Here is an 18,629-nt window from a genome sequence, read left to right on the forward strand (position 1 = left end):
CTACAAAGGAGGCTCGAATGGACCTGTACGAGTACCAGGCGAAGGAGCTCTTCGGGCGTCACGGGATCCCCGTACCAGCCGGCGCGATCGCGACCACTCCGGCGCAGGCCGGCGAGATCGCGGCGGAGCTGGACGCGCCCGTGGTCATCAAAGCCCAGGTGAAGACCGGCGGACGGGGCAAGGCGGGCGGGATCAGACCGGCGGCGGGCCCGGCCGCGGCCGCCACGGAAGCCGATCGCGTCATCGGAATGGACATCAAGGGACACATCGCGCGCCGCGTGCTGGTGGAGGCCGCGACGGTCCCGTTCGAGGAGTACTACGCCGCCTTCCTGGTGGACCGGGCGGAGGGCACGTTCCTGGCCATGGTGTCGGCCCAGGGCGGCATGGAGATCGAGGAACTGGCCGCCACCGACCCCGACGCCATCGTGAGACTGCCGATCGACCCCGCGACGGGCGTGGACGCCGAAACCGCCAGGCTGCTGGCGGCCAAGGCGGGGCTGCCCGAGCAGGCGGCAGGGGTGCTGGCGCAGTTGTGGCGGGTGCTGGTCGAGGAGGACGCGCTGCTCGTCGAGGTCAACCCGCTGATCTGCACCACCGACCAGCGGATCGTGGCGCTCGACGGCAAGGTCACCCTGGACGACAACGCGGCCTTCCGGCACACCTGGGAGGACTACGAGGAGAGCACCGACAGCCTGGAGGACCGTGCCAAGGCGAAAGGGCTCAACTACGTCAAGCTGGACGGCACCGTCGGCGTCATCGGCAACGGCGCCGGGCTGGTCATGAGCACGCTCGACGTGGTCGCGGGCGCGGGCGCCGACCCCGCCAACTTCCTCGACATCGGCGGCGGCGCCTCGGCCAAGGTCATGGCCGACGGGCTGGAGATCATCCTGGCCGACCCCGACGTGCGCTCGGTGCTGGTCAACGTCTTCGGCGGCATCACGGCGTGCGACGCGGTGGCGAACGGCATCGTCACCGCGCTCGAACTCCTCGGCGAGCGCGGCCACGGCAGGCCCATCGTCGTACGGCTGGACGGCAACAACGCCGAGGTGGGCCGGCGCATCCTCAGTGACGCCCGGCACCCGGCGGTGCGCCAGGTCTCCACCATGGACGGCGCCGCCGAGACGGCGGCTCGACTCGCGGTAGGTGCGTAAATGGCGATTTTTCTGACCAAGGACAGCCGGGTGCTCGTCCAGGGCATGACCGGCGCGGAGGGCACCCGGCACACCGCCCGCATGCTCGCCGCCGGCACCGACATCGTGGCCGGGGTGACGCCGGGCAAGGGCGGCACCTCGGTGGACTTCGGTGAGCGGACGGTGCCGGTGTTCGGCTCGGTCGCGGCGGCGGTCGCGGAGACCGGGGCCGACGTGTCGGTGATCTTCGTGCCGCCCCGGTTCACCGCCGCGGCCGTGCAGGAGGCGGTCGAGGCCGAGGTGCCGCTCTGCGTGGTGATCACCGAGGGCGTGCCCGTGCACGACGCCGTGCGCTTCCGCGCCCTGGCGAACGGCGGCCGCACCCGGATCATCGGGCCCAACTGCCCTGGCCTGATCAGCCCCGGCCAGTCGTCGGCCGGCATCATCCCCGCCGACATCACCTCGGCCGGGCGGATCGGGCTGGTCTCGAAGTCGGGGACGCTGACGTACCAGCTCATGTACGAGCTGCGCGACCTCGGCTTCTCCACCGCCGTCGGCATCGGCGGCGACCCCGTCATCGGGACCACGCACATCGACTGCCTCCAGGCGTTCCAGGACGATCCCGGCACCGACGCCATCGTGATGATCGGCGAGATCGGCGGCGACGCCGAGGAGCGGGCCGCCGCCTACATCGCCGCGAACGTGACCAAGCCCGTGGTCGCCTACGTGGCCGGGTTCACCGCGCCCGAGGGCAAGACGATGGGGCACGCGGGCGCGATCGTGTCCGGCTCGTCCGGCACCGCCCAGGCCAAGAAGGAGGCGTTGGAGGCGGTCGGGGTCCGCGTCGGGCGCACCCCTTCGGAGACGGCCCGGCTGATGCGGTCCGAGCTGAACCGCGTGCCGCGCGGGACCAGGACGTGAGCGCGGTGCGTTTCGACGTCAACCTCTCCATCCTGCTGACCGGCCTGCCGCTGCTGGAACGTCCGGCGGCGGCGGCCAAGGCCGGGTTCGACGCGGTCGAGCTGTGGTGGCCGTTCGGCTCGCCCGATCCGGGCGCCGCCGAGCTGGGCGCACTCAGGAGCGCGATCGAGGAGGCCGGCGTGCGGCTGGCCGGGCTCAACTTCGACGCCGGGGACATGGCGGCGGGCGAGCGCGGCCTGCTGGCCAGGCCCGGCGGCTCGGCCCGCTTCCAGGCCAACATCGACGTCGCGGTCCGGCTCGCGGGGGAGCTGGGCTGCACGGTGCTCAACGCCCTGTACGGCAACGACCCCGGCACCGACAGGGACCTGGCCGTGGCGAACCTGCGCCGGGCGGCCGACGCGGCGGCGGGCATCGGCGCGACCGTGGTGGTCGAGGCCCTCAACTCCTACGAGAACCCGGACTATCCGATCACCTCGTCGCAGGCGGCGTTCGAGCTGATCGACCAGGTGGACCGGCCCAACGTGGCCTTCCTGGCCGACCTCTACCACCTGCACCGGATGGGCGAGGACGTGCTCGCGCTCATCGACGGGCACAGCGCGCGCTTCGGGCACGTGCAGATCGCCGACGACCCCGGGAGGGGACGGCCGGGGACCGGGGACATGCCGTACCCGGAGATCCTCGCCCGGCTGGAGGCGGCGGGCTACCGCGGCCACGTCGGCCTGGAGTACCGGCACGAGGGGCCGGACGCGTTCGACTGGAGGCAGGAATGAACATCGGGTTCGTCGGTTTGGGGATCATGGGCAGCCCGATGGCGGCCAACCTCCTCAAAGCCGGATATGTCGTGACCGGTTATGACGTGAGCGCCGCCCGCGTCGAACAACTGGCGGAGCTGGGCGGCAAGCCCGCCACCGGCGTCGTGGACGCGGTCGCGGGCGCCGACGTGGTGATCACCATGCTCCCCGACTCCCCCCAGGTCGAGGAAGTGGCGCCGCTCGTCGTCGAGTACGGCAAGCCCGACCTGCTGTACGTCGACATGAGCACCATCAGGCCGGAGACCTCCCGCCAGGTCGCCAGGCAGGCCAAGGCGGCCGGCGTACGGGCCCTGGACGCCCCCGTGAGTGGCGGCGAGCGCGGCGCCATCGACGGCACCCTGTCGATCATGGTCGGCGGCGACGCCGAGGACGTCGAGGCCGCCAGGCCCGTCCTGGGCCGGCTCGGCACCACCGTCGTGCACGTCGGCCCGGCGGGCTCGGGCCAGACCGTCAAGGCGGCCAACCAGCTCGTCGTGGGCGGCATCTACGGCCTGGTGGCGGAGGCGATCGTGCTGCTCGAAGCATCGGGGGTGGACGCGGGGCCCGGCCTGGACGTGCTCGCCGGCGGCCTGGCCGGCTCCCGCATCCTCGACCTCAAGCGGCACACCATGCTCAAGCGGGAGTTCGCCCCAGGCTTCCGCATCGACCTGCACCACAAGGACATGGGCATCGCCGTCGCCGCCGCCCGCGAGGCCGGGGTCAGCCTGCCGCTCACCGGTCAGGTCGCCCAGCTCGTGGCCGCGGCCAGGGCCCAGGGCCACGGCTCGCTCGACCACTCCGCCCTGCTCAAGGTGATCGAAAGGCTGAACGGATGAAGAAGGTGCCCTGCATGGAGGCAGTGGTGTCGGTGCTGGAGTCGGAGGGCGTGGACACCGTCTTCGGCATCCCCGGCGCGGCCATCCTGCCGCTCTACGCCGCGCTCCAGCACAGCTCGATCCGGCACATCACCGTACGGCACGAGGAGGGCGGCACCCACGCGGCCGACGGCTGGGCCAGGGTCACGGGGAACGTCGGCGTCTGCATCGGCACCTCGGGCCCCGCGGGCACGAACATGATCACCGGCCTCTACACCGCGCTCGCCGACTCCATCCCGATGATCTGCATCACCGGCCAGGCCATGACCTCCAAGCTGCACCAGGAGGCGTTCCAGGCGGTCGACATCGTGGAGATCGCCCGGCCGGTGACCAAGTGGGCGGTGCAGCTCAAGGAGCCGGCTCAGGCGCCGTGGGTGTTCAGGGAGGCGTTCAGGCGGGCCCGCTCAGGTCGGCCGGGACCCGTGCTCATCGACCTGCCGATCGACGTCCAGCGAGGCCTGTGCCTGTACGACCCCGACGTGGACGCGCCGCTGCCCGTCGAGGTGCCGCAGCCCCTGCCCAGGGCGGTGAGCGCGGCCATGGACCTGCTGGAGGGGGCCAGGCGGCCGATCATCCTGGCCGGCGGCGGCGTGATCGGCGCAGAGGCGTGCGACGAGCTGCGCGCGCTGGCCGAGCACCTTCAGATCCCCGTGCAGGTGACGCTCATGGGCAAGGGCGCCTTCCCCGAGGACCACCCGCTCTTCGCCGGCATGGCCGGCATCCAGACGCAGACGCGGTGGGGCAACGCCGCGTTCCTGGAGAGCGATCTGGTGCTCGCCGTGGGCGCCAGGTTCGGCGACCGGCACACCGGCGACCTCGACGTCTACCGGCGTGGGCGCAAGTTCGTGCACGTGGACATCGACCCCCTGCAGATCGGCCGGGTCTTCCAGCCCGATCTCGGCGTCGTCGGCCACGCCAGGCCCGTGCTGGCCGCGCTGCGCGACGAGGCCCGCCGCAGGAGCGAGCCGCGCGACGCGGGCAAGTGGGTGCGCAAGGTCGGGGAGTTGCGCGGCACGCTGGGGCGAAGGGACGACTTCGACGACGTGCCGATCAAGCCGCCCAGGGTGTTCAAGGAGGTGAACGACTACTTCCCGAGGGACACCACGTTCGTCACCGCGATCGGGCTCTACCAGATCTGGTCGGGCCAGTTCCAGACGACGTACCTGCCGCGCCGCTACCTGGTCTGCGGGCAGGCCGGGCCGCTGGGCTGGGAGGTGCCGGCCGCCATGGGGGTCAAGCTGGCTCATCCGGAACGGCAGGTCGTGGCGGTGGTCGGCGACTACTCCTTCCAGTTCCTGATGGAGGAGGTGGCGGTGGCGGCGCAGTACCGGATCCCGTTCGTCATCGTCATGATCAACAACGAGTATCTGGGGCTCATCAGGCAGGCGGAGCTTCCGTACGACATGAACTACGCCGTGGACCTGCACTACGGCGAGGGCGGCATCGACCACGTCAAGGCCATGGAGGCGTTCGGCTGCCCGGCGCGCCGGGTCGAACTGCCCGGCGACATCCGCGACGCGCTGGCCTGGGCGAGCGCGGAGGCGGCGCGCGAGCGGCTGCCCGTGCTGGTGGAGGTGATGGTGGAACGCGAGGCGAACGCCGCCATGGGCCCGTCCCTGGAGGCGATCAAGGAGTTCGAGCCGCTGCCCGAGCTCATCACCGCCGACTGGTCCGACTGAGGAGGGATGCACATGCGGCTCAAGCCGGGCACATCCTGGCGGGAGGCCTACGAGCAGTGCTGCTCGGTGGCTCCCGAGGCCTTCCACGACGAGCGGGTGCTGAACCACTGGGGCGGCATCTGGCACCGCGACGGGCGCCCGGTTCCGGCGTTCTCACCCCTGGACGGCACCGCCATCGCCGGCCTGCCCCGGCTGGACCGGGCGGGCGCGAGCCGCGCGGCGGCGGGCGCGGTCGAGGAGCACAACCGCTGGCGCTACCTGCCGCTCGCCGAGCGCAAGGCCATGGTGTCGGCGGCGGTGGAGTCCATGGCGGCGCACCGCGACCTGCTGGCCCTGCTGCTGGTCTGGGAGATCGGCAAGCCGTGGAAGACGGCCCGCGCCGACGTGGACCGCTGCCTGGACGGCGTGCGCTGGTACGTCGGCGAGATCGACCGCATGGTCGAGGGCCGGGTGCCGCTGCCCGGCCCGGTCAGCAACATCGCCAGCTGGAACTATCCGATGAGCGTGCTCATGCACGCCATGCTGATCCAGGCGCTGGCCGGCAACGCGGTGATCGCCAAGACGCCCACGGACGGCGGGCTGTGCTGCCTCACCCTGGCCAGCGCCCTGGCCGTCCGAGAGGGGCTGCCGTTCACGCTGGTGAGCGGGGGAGGGGCGGAGCTGTCGCCGGTGCTGGTGGCCGGGCGCTCGCTCGGGTGCGTCTCGTTCGTGGGCGGCAGGGACGCCGGGGCCAAGGTGGCCACCTCGCTGGCCGACCTCGGCCGCCGGCACGTGCTGGAGCAGGAGGGGCTCAACTGCTGGGGCGTGTGGGAGTACGGCGACTGGGACCTGCTCACGAGGCAGATCAGGGCGTCCTTCGACTACGCCAAGCAGCGCTGCACCGCCTACCCGCGCTTCGTCGTGCAGCGCTCGCTCTTCCCCGAGTTCCTGGCCGCCTACCTCCAGGCCGTGGGCTCGCTGCGCTTCGGGCATCCGCTGGCGGTGGCCGATCCGGACGACCCGCTGCCTGAGCTGGACTTCGGGCCGCTGGTCAACGCCTCGAAGGCCAAGGAACTGGCCGACCAGGTGGACGAGGCGGTGGCCAGGGGCGGCGTGCCGATCCATCGGGCGTCCCTGGAGTCCGGACACTTCCTCCCCGGTCAGGATATTTCCGCTTACTTTGCTCCGACGGCGCTGCTCAACCCGCCGCCCTCCTCACCCCTCCACCACGCCGAGCCGTTCGGCCCGGTCGACACGATCGTGCTGGTGGACACGGAGGCGGAGCTGCTGGCCGCGATGAACGCCAGTAACGGCGCACTGGTGGCCACCCTGTCCTGCGAGCGGGAGGAGACCTTCGCCCGGCTCGCGCCCGAGATCCGCGCGTTCAAGGTGGGCCACAACAGGCCGCGCTCGCGCGGGGACAGGGAGGAGCTCTTCGGCGGGCTCGGCGCGTCGTGGCGCGGCGCGTTCGTCGGCGGCGACCTGCTCGTCCGCGCCGCCACGAGCGGCGGGGACGGCGAGACGGAGCGCCTGCCGGGCAACTTCCCCCACTACACCCTGCTCCCGTGACCCGGGCTTATCGACGGGCAGTCTCAGAGACGGGCTGACGGGCTCAGAAGGCCCCGAAGCGGGTCGCCACGAGCAGGACGAGAAACGTCAGCATGGCGACCCGCAACAGCTTGCCGCCCACGCTCAGCGACGGCCACGACAGGTAGCCCAGCCACCCGATGAACGCGAGCACCGGCAGCACGGCCACGCCGCCCAGCGGATTGGCCACGGCGAACCCGACCAGCAGCAGGATCACCAGGAGAACCGGCGCCACCCACCGGGGCACCTGGGTGAACAGGAACGTCATCGGCACGGCGCTGCGCCGCTCCACCGCCGCGCGCAGGCCGGTCGCGCCGGGCGTGAAGAACTGCTCGCCCTGCGGGATGGGACGCTTGCCGCCGCGCTTGTTCTGAGGGGCCACGTCCAGAGCCTACGGGAGATGGGGCGCCAGGGGGGATGAGCGCCTTTAGGCTGGTCGGGTGCTCGCCGTGATCCGATACACCGTCCCAGAGTCCCAGTCGCAGGACTTCGTCAAGCAGGGCCACACGATTCTCGACGCGTTCGCCACCCAGCCGGGCTACCAGCGGGGCAGGCTGGCCCGCTCGGTGGACGAGCCCAATCTGTGGGCGCTGGTGTCGGAATGGGAGGGCGCGGGGTTCTACCGAAGAGCGCTTTCCGCGTCCAGGATGGTGATGTATCCGCTGATGATCCTCATGGTCCACGAACCCAGCGCGTACGAGGACGTCTACCTCCGCGACGGGGCATAGCCCTAGTCGCGCGCGAGAGCGGCGCCCGTCCCCTAAGCTGGGATCTCACCGATTTCACTCGCCGACCTCCAGCCGGAAAGAGAACCAACCAAATGGCACGACGCACCGACGTCATGGACACCATCGTCAGCCTCGCCAAACGCCGCGGGCTCGTTTACCCGTCGAGCGAGATCTACGGCGGACTGCGCGCGTCGTGGGACTACGGTCCTCTGGGCGTCGAGCTGAAGAACAACGTCAAGCGGCAGTGGTGGCTGTCGATGGTCCAGTCGCGCGACGACGTGGTGGGCCTCGACTCCTGCGTCATCCTGGCCCCCGAGGTGTGGCGGGCCAGCGGCCACGTCGACACCTTCACCGACCCGCTGACGGAGTGCCTGTCCTGCCACAAGCGCTTCCGCGCCGATCACCTCATCGAGGCCTACGAGGAGAAGAACGGCAAGGAGCCCGAGGGCGGCCTGGCCGGCATCACCTGCCCCAACTGCGGCAACAAGGGCACCTTCACCGAGCCCCGGCAGTTCAGCGGCCTGCTCAAGACCTACCTCGGCCCGGTCGAGGACGAGTCGGGCCTGGCCTACCTGCGGCCCGAGACCGCGCAGGGCATCTTCATCAACTACCTCAACGTGCAGCAGTCGGCGCGCAGGAAGATCCCGTTCGGCATCGGCCAGATCGGCAAGTCGTTCCGCAACGAGATCACGCCGGGCAACTTCATCTTCCGCACCCGCGAGTTCGAGCAGATGGAGATGGAGTTCTTCGTCAAGCCGGGCAGCGACGAGGAGTGGCACCAGTACTGGATCGACGAGCGCTTCCGCTGGTACTCCGACCTGGGCATCAACAAGGACAACCTGCGCCTTTACGAGCACCCCAAGGAGAAGCTCTCCCACTACTCCAAGCGCACGGTCGACGTCGAGTACCGCTTCAACTTCACCGGCTCTGAGTGGGGCGAGCTCGAGGGCATCGCCAACCGCACCGACTTCGACCTGACCGCCCACTCCAAGGCGTCGGGCACCGACCTCAGCTTCTTCGAGCAGGACACGGGAGAGCGTTACGTCCCCTACGTCATCGAGCCGGCTGCCGGTGTCGACCGCGCCACGCTGACGTTCCTGCTCGACGCCTACAGCGAGGACGAGGCGCCCAACGCCAAGGGCGTGCTGGAGAAGCGCACGGTCATGCGGCTCGACCACCGGCTCGCGCCGGTCAAGGCCGCGGTGCTGCCGCTGTCGCGCAACGCCGACCTGTCGCCCAAGGCCCGCGACCTGGCCACGCAGCTGCGTCGCCGGTGGAACGTGGAGTTCGACGACGCGGGCGCGATCGGCCGCCGCTACCGCCGCCAGGACGAGATCGGCACGCCGTTCTGCATCACGGTCGACTTCGACACCCTTGAGGACCACGCGGTGACCATCCGCGAGCGTGACTCGATGGCCCAGGAGCGCATCTCCATCGACGGTGTGGACGCCTACCTCCGCCAGCACCTCAACGACTGATCCACGCTTGACCTGACGGGCCGCCCGCCGACTTCTCGGCGGGCGGCCCGTCGGCGTGTGCGCCGCGTTCCGGTCGCGCTGTCCGTCCGGGCGAGAGTGTGCTGCGGGCCAAGTCGTCAAATGTTTGACCGGATGTGGCCGTCATGATTGACAAGCCCCCGGCATACGCGGACATTGCGGGCATCCTTAGCGGCAATTCGGGGGCTGACTCTTCGGAGGCGCGATGAAGCGCGCACTGATCATGTTCGCCGGCATGCTCCTGTTACTCGGCTCGTTCACCATCCCGCCCGCCTCGGCGGTGCCGAAACCACCCCAGAGCGGGCCCGACGGCGTCTTCGTCTACAGCGGTGAGCTCACCGCCGACCAGCTCGCCAAGCTGGTCGCCGCGGGCGTGGACCGCGAGGAGATGCGGATCGTCAAACGGGCGGACGGCAAGGTCACCGTCGAGGTGATCCTGGCCTCCGCGCTGGCCGACTCCCTCGCCGGCCAGGGCGTCACCCTCCGCGCCCAGAACACCGCCGCCCGCCGGTCACTCCAGGCGGACGGGGTCTTCAAGCGGTACGCGGGCGCCGGAGGCATCCGCGAAGAGATCGTCGCGGCGGCGAACGCCAAGCCGGGCATCGCCAAGGTCGTCGAGCTCGGCAACAGCCTCAACGGCACGCCGATCACCGCGATCAAGGTGACCAAGAACGCCAGGACCCTGGGCGACGGCAAGCGCCCGGCCATGCTGTACTCGGCCGCGCAGCACGCCCGCGAGTGGATCACGCCCGAGATGGTGCGGCGCCTGCTGCACCACTTCCTCAACGGCTACGGCGCCGACGCCGAGCTGACCAAGCTGATCAACACCACCGAGCTGTGGTTCCTGCCGGTCGCCAACCCCGACGGCTACGACCACACCTTCACCCCCGACAACCGCCTGTGGCGCAAGAACCTGCGCGACAACGACGGCGACGGGCAGCTCACCAGCAACGACGGCGTGGACCTCAACCGCAACTTCTCCTACAAGTGGCGCTACGACGACGAGGGCTCCTCCAGCCTCGCCTCCAGCCAGACCTACCGCGGTGCCGCCGCCCAGTCGGAGCCGGAGACCGTGGCGCTGGACAACCTGGCCAAGCGGGTGCGGTTCACGTACCTGCTGAACTACCACTCGGCCGCCATGCTGCTCCTGTACGGGGTCGGCTGGCAGCAGGCCACCCCGTCGCCCGACGACCTGATCTTCGAGGCCCTGCTGGGCGACGACGCCAACCCCGCCGTCCAGGGCTACGACCCCGACATCGGCGCCGAGCTCTACACCACCAACGGCGAGCTCGACGGGCACATGACGAACGTACGGAAGATCATGTCCATCACGCCCGAGATGTCCACGTGTGAGGACGCCGTCGAGCGCGACCCGAACGACGAGTGGACGCTGGCGGACTGCGCGGGCGGCCTCGGCTTCACCTTCCCCGACAGCGAGGCGCTCATCCAGGACGAGTTCCTGCGCAACGTGCCGTTGGCACTGGCCGCGGCCAAGTCCGTGCACACGCCGGACAAGCCGGTCTCCGTGGTCGGGCGCACCGTGCCCGACTTCCAGCCCGACTCCTTCTCCGTCTCATACGGCGACCCGCAGCCGGTGGCGGTCACCGCCCGCCGGTCCCTGCGCGACAAGGTGCTGCGCTACCGCATCAACGGCGGCCCCGCGCGGGTCAAGCCGCTGAGTGAGTGGAAGGGCGGCGAGCGCTACGGCGACGAGAACGACCTCTACTTCGCCGAGTACCGCGCCACCGTGACCGGCGCGCGACCGGGTGACCGGGTCGAGGTCTGGTTCCAGGGCGTCAAGCCCGGCGCCGGCGTCGTCTCCAGCGAGCACTTCACCTACCGGCTGGCCAAGGACTCGCGAGCCAAGGTGCTGGTGCTGGCCAACGAGGACTACACCGGCTTCAACCCGGACTATCCGGACAGCGTCACGGCGCCCAAGTACGCCACCCGGTACAAGCAGGCCCTCCAGGCCGCCGGGTACTCCTCAGAGACGTGGGACGTGGACGCCCAGGGCGTGCCGCACCACCTCGGCGTGCTGTCGCACTTCAAGGGCCTGGTGTGGGAGCTGGGCGACAACCGGCTGTCCATGGACCAGCAGGACGTGGTCACCGTGACCCCGCTCGGCAACCTGCCGGACGCCGACGTCAAGCGTTCGCAGCAGGACCTGACCATCGCCGTCCGCGACTACCTGAACGAGGGCGGCAAGCTCCTCTACACCGGCGAGACCGCCGCGTACTACGGCATTCTCGACACCATCGTCGGCGGCATCTACTACGGCATCGACGGCAACCCCGACGGCGACTGCGTGGTCACCACCATCCAGGGGCTGTTCGACGAGTGCCTGCTGCTGGCCGACGACTTCACCCAGTACTACATGGGCCTGGCCGGCCGGCTGCCGCGGGCCAACCCCAGCGGCTTCACCGGCACCGGCCCGCTGGCCGGGACCAGTGGCACGTTCGGCGGCCCCGCCACGGTGGACAACCCGGTGGACGAGGCGGGTGTGCTGTTCCCCATGGGCACGGACTTCCCGAGGTTCACCGGCACCCCGGCCGCCGACTACGCGCTCGGCGCCCCGGGACCGTTCGACCCCGTCGAAGGCGCCTGGTACATGGCCGGGCCGCACGTCGACGACTCGTACATGCGGCTGACCAGGACGATCGACCTGGGCTCCGTGACGGCGGCGCAGCAGCCGCGGCTGGCCTTCCAGCTCTCCTTCGACACCGAGCCCGGCTACGACAACGTCATCGTCGAGGCCCACACGGTCGGCCAGGAGAACTGGACCACGCTGCCCGACCTCAACGGCGGCACCGACACCGGCGTCCCGTCCGAGTGCGAGGCCGACTTCTACCTGGACGAGCACCCGTGGCTGGAGCACTACCTGACCCGCGGCAACCCCTGTCAGCCGACGGGGAGCAGCGGATCGTGGAACCGGTTCACCGGCGACTCGGGCGGCTGGCAGCAGGTGGCGTTCGACCTGTCCGCCTACGCCGGGCAGCAGGTCGAGGTGTCGATCAGCTACGTGACCGACCCCGCCACCGGCGGCGTCGGCGCGTTCGTGGACGACACCCGGCTCACCACGATCGGCGGCACCACCCAGGCCGAGGGCTTCGAGACCGGGCTCGGCGCCTGGGCGACCCCCGGACCTCCGGCGGGCAGCCCGACCGGCGGCGGCGACTTCGTCCGCGCCTCCGCCGACCGGACGGCGGCCGTGACCACCAAGGACACGGTGCTGCTCGGCTTCGGGCTGGAGCAGCTCGGCAGCGACGCGGCGCGTAGTGCGTCACTGCGGAAGATCCTGCGGTACCTGATCGGCTGAGCGGCCGCGTTGCCGAACGGCTGATCGGCTGAGCACCACACGGAACGGCCACCTCCGCTCAGGGGGTGGCCGTTTCGTGCGGTGAGAGACCGAAAGATCGTGTAAAGGCGGCGGTTACGCGGGTTTTCGCGGTCTCTTGATGACATTCGTCGTAAGCCGATACGAGGGACGAGGAATCCAATGCGTACATCACGTTTCGCTCTGGTGGTTCTCGCGGCCGTCGCGTTGCTCATGACGTCGTTCACGACGGGGAGCGCCGCGTTCGCCGATCCGGAGCCGACCGCTCTGGAGCTGCGGGTCGTCATGGACGACTGCCACTACGGAAGCCTGCGGCCATGACGGACCAGGCGCTGCTCGAACGGGCCCTGTTCGAGGTCAAGCGGGTGATCGTGGGCCAGGACCACATGGTCGAGCGGCTGCTCGTCGCGGTGCTGGCCAAGGGGCACTGCCTGCTCGAAGGGGTTCCCGGGATCGCGAAGACCCTGGCCGCCGAGACCATGGCCACCGTGGTCGGGGGGACGTTCGCCCGCATCCAGTTCACGCCGGACCTGGTGCCGTCCGACATCATCGGCACCCGGATCTACCGGCCCTCCACCGAGTCGTTCGACGTCGAGCTCGGCCCGGTCATGGTCAACCTGGTGCTCGCCGACGAGATCAACCGGGCGCCCGCGAAGGTGCAGTCCGCGCTGCTGGAGATCATGGCCGAGCACCAGGTCAGCATCGGCGGGGTCACGCACCGGGTGCCCGATCCGTTCCTGGTGCTGGCCACCCAGAACCCGATCGAGTCGGAGGGCGTCTACCACCTGCCCGAGGCACAGCGGGACCGCTTCCTCATGAAGATCGACGTGGACCATCCCAGCGAGTCGGAGGAGCTGGCGATCGTCTACCGCATGAGCGTGGACCCGCCCGTGCCCCAGAACATCCTCGGCCCGGCGCAGGTCGTCGCGTTGCAGCGCCGGGCCGAGGAGGCCTTCGTGCACCACGCGGTCGCCGAGTACGCCGTCCGCCTCGTCTACGCCACCCGCGACCCCGGCCGCTACGGCGTGCAGGACGTGGACCGGCTGCTGGCCTTCGGGGCGAGCCCCAGGGCCACACTCGGCCTCCTCGCGGCCGGGCGGGCGCTGGCGCTCATGCGCGGGCGCGAGTACGTGCTGCCCGAGGACGTACGCGACCTCGCCCACGACGTCATGGCACACCGGCTCGTGCTCTCCTTCGACGCCCTGGCCGACGGGGTCATGCCCCGGCAGATCGTGGACCGCGTGCTCGCGGCCGTGCCGATGCCGGTCATCGCCCCGCAGCAGGAGGCCGTGGCATGAGGCCGTACCTGATGGCCGAGCCCGCGCTGCGCCGGCTCGAACTGACGATCACCAGGAGACTCGATGGACTTCTCCAGGGCGAACATCTCGGCCTGGTGCCAGGTCCGGGCAGCGAGCCGGCCGAGTCGCGGCCCTACCAGCCGGGCGACGACGTGCGGCGGATGGACTGGAACGTCACCGCCCGCACGAACGAACCGCACGTCAGGGACCTGGTCGCCGACCGGGAACTGGAGATCTGGGCCCTGCTCGACGCCACCGCCAGCATGGACTTCGGCACCGTGGCGATGGAGAAGCGGGAGCTGGCCCTGTCGGCCCTGGCCGCGATCGGCTTCCTCACCCAGCGGACCGGCAACAGGATCGGCGTCCACCTGCTGCACGGCGGCGGCGTCAAGGCGCTGCCCGCCAGGACGGGCCGGCCGCACCTGATGGCGCTGCTCCAGGCGGCCTTCGCGCTGCCGCGCACCCAGCCGGGGGTGAGCGAGCCGCTGATCGGCGTGGCGGCCGACCAGCTCGGCCGGACGGCACGCCGGCGCGGCCTGGTCGTCGTCGTCTCGGACTTCCTCGACCCGCCGCCGACGTGGGAGCAGCCGCTGCGCGCGCTCGCCGCCCGGCACCAGCTGCTGGCCGTGGAGGTGGTCGATCCGCGTGAGCTGAGCCTGCCCGACGTGGGGATCCTGACGCTCGTCGACCCGGAGACGGGACGGCGGCGCGAGGTCGCCACCGGCAGCGCGCGGCTGCGGCGCAGGTACGCCGAGGCGGCGGCCGGGCAGCGCGACGCCGTCACCCAGGGACTGCGCCGGGCCGGGGCCGCCCACCTGCGGCTGCGTACGGACCGGGACTGGGTGCGCGACCTGGTCAGGCACGTCATGCGCCAGCGGCGCCTCGCCGCGCTGGCGACGGGGCCGACCCGGCAGGGGCGGCCGCCGGAGGGCGGAGGTGACGCCGCGTGAGCCTCCTCGCGCCCCTGTGGCTGCTGCTGCTCGTCCCCGTGGCCCTGCTGGCGGTGACGTACGTGGTCATGGCGCTGCGGAGCAGGACCTCCTACGCTGTCCGCTTCACCAACCTCGACCTGCTGGACAAGGTCGCGCCGCGGCGGCCCGGCTGGCGCAGGCACGTCCCCGCGGCGGCGCTGCTGCTCATGTTCGCCCTGCTCGTGGTGGGCTTCGCCCGGCCGACGGCCGAGGTGCGGGTGCCGCGCGAACGGGCGACGATCATGGTGGCGTTCGACGTCTCGGCCTCCATGGGGGCGACCGACGTCTCGCCCAACCGGTTCGAGGCGGCCAAGCAGGCGGCCAGGCAGTTCGTCCAGGGCCTGCCGGAGCGGTTCAACCTGGGCCTGGTGTCGTTCTCGGCGTCGGCCTCGGTCGCCGTGCCGCCCACCACGGACCGGCGTACGGTGCTGAGCGCGCTCGACCGGCTCAGCACCGGCTCCGGCACCGCCATCGGCGAGGCCGTCTTCTCCTCTCTCGACGCCATCGCCGCACTCGACTCGGAGGAGGAGGCGCCTCCCGCGCACATCGTGCTGCTGTCCGACGGCTCCAACACCACCGGCCGCACGGTGCCCGACGCGGCGGCGCAGGCGTCCTCGCGGGGCGTCCCCGTCACGACCATCGCCTACGGAACGGCGGACGGCACCATCAGCCTGGGCGGACAGGAGGTGCCGGTGCCGGTGGACGGGCCCGCGCTGCGCGGCCTGGCCGACGCGGCCGGCGGCGGCTTCTACGAGGCGGCCAGCGGCGACGAGTTGCAGGCGGTCTATGAGGACATCGGCACGTCGGTCGGGTATCGGATCGAGCGTCAGGAGGTCTGGCAGTGGTTCGTCGGAGCGGGGCTGATCTTCGCGCTCATCGCGGCGATGACGTCGATGTTGTGGTTCTCGAGGCTGCCGTGAGAGGCATGGGCAACCCGCAGGGGCCCGACTTCCTGAGCCCGGCACCGGGCGCCCGGCCGGAGCCCGACGACGCGCCGCCGACCCGGCGGGGGGCCTTCGGCGGCCCGCCGCCTGCCCGGCTGGAGCCCCCGGCCGGCGGCCCGCCGCCTGTCTCACCGCCGCCCGTGCTGCCGCCGCTGATCGGGCCGCCGCCGCGTCCCGTACCGGCCGTGTCCGTCCCGGGGACGGACGGTGGGCGGAGCGCGCCCGAGTCGCCCCGGGGGCGGCTGCTGGTGGCGGCCGGGCTCGTGGCGGCGCTGACCGGCGCGCTCGGCGGGGCGGCGGTGGCCACGGCCGGCGCCGGGCTGTTCGAAGGGCCCGCGCCGGCCCCCGTCGCCGCCCTCCCGAGGGCGGCACCCGTCCCCTCCGCCGGGCTGACCGGCCTGAGCGCGACGGCGGCCCGCGTGCTGCCCAGCGTCGTCCAGATCGAGACGCGCAGCAGCGGCGGCTCCGGCTTCGCGGTGGACGAACGCGGACACATCCTCACCAACGCCCACGTGGTCAGGGGCAGCAGCCAGGTCACGGTGGTGCTGAGCGACGGCAGCCGGCTGCCCGCCCGCGTCGCCGGCGCCGACGACGGCGAGGACCTGGCCGTGCTGGAGCTGGACGACCCGAGCCGGCTTACCCCGGCCACGCTCGGCCGGTCCTCCGACCTGTCCGTGGGGGAGCAGGTGCTGGCCATCGGCTCGCCGCTGGGCCTGTCGGGGACGGTCACCGCCGGCATCGTCAGCGCGCTGGACCGGGAGGTGCGCCTGGGCGGCTTCTCCCGTACGGCCGTGCAGACCGACGCCTCCATCAACCCGGGCAACTCCGGCGGCCCGCTGGTGAACGGCCGGGGCGAGGTCGTGGGCGTGAACACCGCGATCGCGTCCGGCAGGGGAGGCGGCAACATCGGCATCGGGTTCGCCATCCCCATCGACCGGGCGGCGCCCATCGCGGACCGCATCATCCGAAACTAGGCTCGAAATATGCGACTGCTGGTGGTGGAGGACGAAGAAGACCTGGTCGACGCGTTGCGCGTCGGCCTGGTCCGGGCCGGGTACGCGGTGGACGTGGCCTACGACGCCCCTTCCGCGCACGAGAAGCTGCAGGTCAACACCTACGACCTGGTCCTGCTCGACCTCAACCTGCCCGGCGGCGACGGCTTCCAGCTCTGCCGGACCGTGCGCTCGGCCGGCCAGGGGGTACGGATCATCATGATCACCGCCCGCGACCGCCTCGACGACCGGGTCCGCGGCCTCGACGAGGGCGCGGACGACTACCTGGTCAAGCCGTTCGCCTTCCCCGAGCTGCTGGCCCGGGTACGGGCCCTGCTGCGCAGGGACACCGGGGGCGGCACCTCCGTGCTGGAGGTCGGCGGGCTGCGGATCGACACCGCCAGGCTGGAGGTGTCGCTCGACGGCCGGTCGCTGGCGCTGACCCCGAAGGAGTACGGCGTGCTGCACTACCTGATGACCAGGCCGGGCCACGTCGTGTCCGCCGAGGAACTGCTCGAACACGTCTGGGACGAGCACACCGACCCGTTCACCAGCACCGTCCGCGTCACGGTCGGCAACCTGCGCCGCAAGCTGCAGGAAGAGGGCCTGATCGAGACCGTGATCAGCCGTGGCTACCGGCTGAAGGAGCCGTCGTGATCCACACCATCCGCTTCCGGATCACCGTGCTCTACTCGGGGCTGCTGTTCGTGCTGGCCGCGCTCGTGCTCGGCGGCATCTACCTCGCCGTGTCCAAGACCACCGACCAGCGGCCGGTCACGACCGAGTTCGCGAAGGCGTACAGCGGCAACCAATACCTCGGCAAGCGCGAGGTGGTCTTCGTCGAGGAGGTGGAGAACCAGGTCAACGTCCAGACCATGGCCACGCTGCGCGACTACTCCCTCTACACCCTGGCCGCCCTGTACGTGGCCAGCCTGGGCATCGGCTGGGTGCTGGCCGGGCGGGTGCTGCGGCCGGTCAGGGCGATCACCCGTACGACGGAGGAGATCCAGGCCACCGACCTGAAGCGGCGCATCGAGCTGGACGGACCGCGCGACGAGCTGAAGGACCTGGCCGACACCATCGACACCATGCTCGACCGGCTGGAGGAGGCGTTCAGCGCGCAACGCCAGCTCATCGACGACGCCTCGCACGAGCTGCGCAGCCCGCTGACCATCATCAGGGCGAACGTGGACGCCGTGCTGGCCGCCCCCGACGCCAGCGAGGAGGAGCGGGTCAGGGCCGTGGCCATCGTGGACCGCGCGACCACCCGCATGACCCGGCTGGTCGAGGACCTGCTGGCCACCGCGAGGCGGCAGGGCACCGCGTTCGCCGACGCCGATCTCGACCTGGCCAGGGTGGTGGGGGAGGCGTGCGAGGAGTACGCCGCCCCCGCCGCGGCGCGCCGGATCGCGATCGTCCGCGACCTGGGCTCGGGGCTGGAGATGACCGGCGACGCCGACGCGCTGCGCCGCGCCGTGGCCAACCTGCTCTCCAACGCCGTACGCCTCTCGCCGCCCGGCGGCACGATCAGGGCCTCGGCGGGCCGGGACGAGGGCTGGCTCTGGGCGGCGGTCGGCGACGACGGCCCCGGGCTACGGGAGGCCGACCAGGCGCGGGTGTTCGACCGCTTCTGGCGCGGCGAGTCCAGCCGCAGGGACCGGCACACGGGCCTGGGCCTGGCCATCGTCCGCCAGATCGTGGAGTCGCACGGGGGCCGCGTGGCGGTGTTCTCGCAGCTGGGCCAGGGGTCCACGTTCGTGCTCTGGCTGCCTCCGCGCGGCGGCGTGCCCGGCACGCCGCCCGGCCACAACCCCCTCGCCGACCTGCTCGGGAACGCCTGAGACCGCCCTGCTCGGGAACGCCTGAGACGGGCCTGCTCGGGAACACTTGAAGCTCGGGAAACC

General features: G+C 71.4%; 17 protein-coding genes. 16 read left to right on the forward strand and 1 reads right to left on the reverse strand.

Annotation, left to right across the window (positions count from 1 at the left end; translation table 11 throughout):
- The first annotated feature begins 17 nt into the window (after window positions 1-17).
- The 6 genes from sucC to AB0C28_RS15940 are packed head-to-tail and all read left to right on the forward strand — an operon-like array spanning window position 18 to window position 6,944.
- Window positions 18-1,151 (forward strand): ADP-forming succinate--CoA ligase subunit beta, encoded by a 1,134-nt coding sequence (sucC, locus tag AB0C28_RS15915; RefSeq protein ID WP_358074964.1) that lies wholly within the window; start codon window positions 18-20, stop codon window positions 1,149-1,151.
- The gene (gene sucD / locus AB0C28_RS15920; protein WP_358074967.1) at window positions 1,152-2,051 is read left to right on the forward strand and encodes a succinate--CoA ligase subunit alpha; all 900 of its coding nucleotides are present in this window, start codon (window positions 1,152-1,154) and stop codon (window positions 2,049-2,051) included.
- On the forward strand, window positions 2,048-2,821 hold the full coding sequence (locus AB0C28_RS15925; RefSeq protein ID WP_358074969.1) for a TIM barrel protein: 774 nt from the start codon (window positions 2,048-2,050) through the stop codon (window positions 2,819-2,821). Before sucD ends, AB0C28_RS15925 begins: the two co-directional genes overlap by 4 nt.
- Complete coding sequence (locus AB0C28_RS15930; RefSeq protein ID WP_358074972.1) at window positions 2,818-3,678, forward strand: NAD(P)-dependent oxidoreductase; 861 nt, start codon at window positions 2,818-2,820, stop codon at window positions 3,676-3,678. Before AB0C28_RS15925 ends, AB0C28_RS15930 begins: the two co-directional genes overlap by 4 nt.
- A complete protein-coding gene (gcl, locus tag AB0C28_RS15935; RefSeq protein ID WP_358074975.1) occupies window positions 3,675-5,396 on the forward strand; it encodes a glyoxylate carboligase in 1,722 nt (573 codons plus the stop codon). Before AB0C28_RS15930 ends, gcl begins: the two co-directional genes overlap by 4 nt.
- Before the next feature lie 6 nt (window positions 5,397-5,402).
- On the forward strand, window positions 5,403-6,944 hold the full coding sequence (locus AB0C28_RS15940; RefSeq protein ID WP_357836925.1) for an aldehyde dehydrogenase family protein: 1,542 nt from the start codon (window positions 5,403-5,405) through the stop codon (window positions 6,942-6,944).
- A 43-nt stretch (window positions 6,945-6,987) separates the two neighbouring features.
- On the opposite strand, the gene AB0C28_RS15945 is transcribed toward AB0C28_RS15940, so the two are convergent.
- Entirely contained in the window at window positions 6,988-7,344 is a 357-nt protein-coding gene (locus tag AB0C28_RS15945) for a DUF6703 family protein (RefSeq protein WP_357836922.1), read from the reverse strand.
- 58 nt (window positions 7,345-7,402) lie between these two features.
- Here AB0C28_RS15945 and AB0C28_RS15950 point away from each other — a divergent pair, with 58 nt between their 5' ends.
- The 10 genes from AB0C28_RS15950 (at window position 7,403) to AB0C28_RS15995 (ending at window position 18,566) form a co-directional block, all read left to right on the forward strand.
- Window positions 7,403-7,690 (forward strand): antibiotic biosynthesis monooxygenase, encoded by a 288-nt coding sequence (locus AB0C28_RS15950; protein ID WP_357836919.1) that lies wholly within the window; start codon window positions 7,403-7,405, stop codon window positions 7,688-7,690.
- Window positions 7,691-7,782: 92 nt separating this feature from the next.
- Window positions 7,783-9,168 (forward strand): glycine--tRNA ligase, encoded by a 1,386-nt coding sequence (locus AB0C28_RS15955; RefSeq protein WP_346106273.1) that lies wholly within the window; start codon window positions 7,783-7,785, stop codon window positions 9,166-9,168.
- 223 nt (window positions 9,169-9,391) lie between these two features.
- Window positions 9,392-12,502, forward strand: coding sequence for a M14 family zinc carboxypeptidase (locus AB0C28_RS15960; RefSeq protein WP_358074978.1), 3,111 nt, complete (start codon window positions 9,392-9,394; stop codon window positions 12,500-12,502).
- A gap of 180 nt (window positions 12,503-12,682) precedes the next feature.
- The gene (locus AB0C28_RS15965) at window positions 12,683-12,841 is read left to right on the forward strand and encodes a hypothetical protein (RefSeq protein WP_346106269.1); all 159 of its coding nucleotides are present in this window, start codon (window positions 12,683-12,685) and stop codon (window positions 12,839-12,841) included.
- Window positions 12,838-13,818: an AAA family ATPase gene (locus AB0C28_RS15970; protein ID WP_358074981.1), complete on the forward strand. Its 981-nt coding sequence runs from the start codon at window positions 12,838-12,840 to the stop codon at window positions 13,816-13,818. The genes AB0C28_RS15965 and AB0C28_RS15970 overlap by 4 nt, the downstream gene beginning before the upstream one ends.
- On the forward strand, window positions 13,815-14,768 hold the full coding sequence (locus AB0C28_RS15975; protein WP_358074984.1) for a DUF58 domain-containing protein: 954 nt from the start codon (window positions 13,815-13,817) through the stop codon (window positions 14,766-14,768). The genes AB0C28_RS15970 and AB0C28_RS15975 overlap by 4 nt, the downstream gene beginning before the upstream one ends.
- The gene (locus AB0C28_RS15980; RefSeq protein WP_358074987.1) at window positions 14,765-15,709 is read left to right on the forward strand and encodes a VWA domain-containing protein; all 945 of its coding nucleotides are present in this window, start codon (window positions 14,765-14,767) and stop codon (window positions 15,707-15,709) included. The genes AB0C28_RS15975 and AB0C28_RS15980 overlap by 4 nt, the downstream gene beginning before the upstream one ends.
- Window positions 15,710-15,714: 5 nt before the next feature.
- On the forward strand, window positions 15,715-16,707 hold the full coding sequence (locus AB0C28_RS15985) for a trypsin-like peptidase domain-containing protein (protein ID WP_358074990.1): 993 nt from the start codon (window positions 15,715-15,717) through the stop codon (window positions 16,705-16,707).
- Between the two features lie 9 nt (window positions 16,708-16,716).
- Window positions 16,717-17,382 carry a response regulator transcription factor gene (locus AB0C28_RS15990; RefSeq protein WP_357836903.1) on the forward strand — a complete coding sequence of 222 codons (666 nt, stop codon included), beginning with the start codon at window positions 16,717-16,719 and terminating at the stop codon, window positions 17,380-17,382.
- Window positions 17,379-18,566: a HAMP domain-containing sensor histidine kinase gene (locus AB0C28_RS15995; RefSeq protein WP_346115336.1), complete on the forward strand. Its 1,188-nt coding sequence runs from the start codon at window positions 17,379-17,381 to the stop codon at window positions 18,564-18,566. Before AB0C28_RS15990 ends, AB0C28_RS15995 begins: the two co-directional genes overlap by 4 nt.
- Window positions 18,567-18,629 lie beyond the last annotated feature (63 nt).

Source organism: Nonomuraea sp. NPDC048892, assembly GCF_040649735.1.
GTDB lineage: Bacteria > Actinomycetota > Actinomycetes > Streptosporangiales > Streptosporangiaceae > Nonomuraea > Nonomuraea maheshkhaliensis.

Bases quoted from the DNA above. Each gene is read 5' to 3' on its own strand.
- AB0C28_RS15975 (WP_358074984.1), top strand. From the start codon at position 13,815: ATGAGGCCGTACCTGATGGCCGAGCCCGCGCTGCGCCGGCTCGAACTG.
- sucD (WP_358074967.1), top strand. From the start codon at position 1,152: ATGGCGATTTTTCTGACCAAGGACAGCCGGGTGCTCGTCCAGGGCATG.
- AB0C28_RS15930 (WP_358074972.1), top strand. From the start codon at position 2,818: ATGAACATCGGGTTCGTCGGTTTGGGGATCATGGGCAGCCCGATGGCG.
- AB0C28_RS15970 (WP_358074981.1), top strand. From the start codon at position 12,838: ATGACGGACCAGGCGCTGCTCGAACGGGCCCTGTTCGAGGTCAAGCGG.
- AB0C28_RS15990 (WP_357836903.1), top strand. From the start codon at position 16,717: ATGCGACTGCTGGTGGTGGAGGACGAAGAAGACCTGGTCGACGCGTTG.
- gcl (WP_358074975.1), top strand. From the start codon at position 3,675: ATGAAGAAGGTGCCCTGCATGGAGGCAGTGGTGTCGGTGCTGGAGTCG.
- sucC (WP_358074964.1), top strand. From the start codon at position 18: ATGGACCTGTACGAGTACCAGGCGAAGGAGCTCTTCGGGCGTCACGGG.
- AB0C28_RS15965 (WP_346106269.1), top strand. From the start codon at position 12,683: ATGCGTACATCACGTTTCGCTCTGGTGGTTCTCGCGGCCGTCGCGTTG.
- AB0C28_RS15960 (WP_358074978.1), top strand. From the start codon at position 9,392: ATGAAGCGCGCACTGATCATGTTCGCCGGCATGCTCCTGTTACTCGGC.
- AB0C28_RS15985 (WP_358074990.1), top strand. From the start codon at position 15,715: ATGGGCAACCCGCAGGGGCCCGACTTCCTGAGCCCGGCACCGGGCGCC.
- AB0C28_RS15955 (WP_346106273.1), top strand. From the start codon at position 7,783: ATGGCACGACGCACCGACGTCATGGACACCATCGTCAGCCTCGCCAAA.
- AB0C28_RS15940 (WP_357836925.1), top strand. From the start codon at position 5,403: ATGCACATGCGGCTCAAGCCGGGCACATCCTGGCGGGAGGCCTACGAG.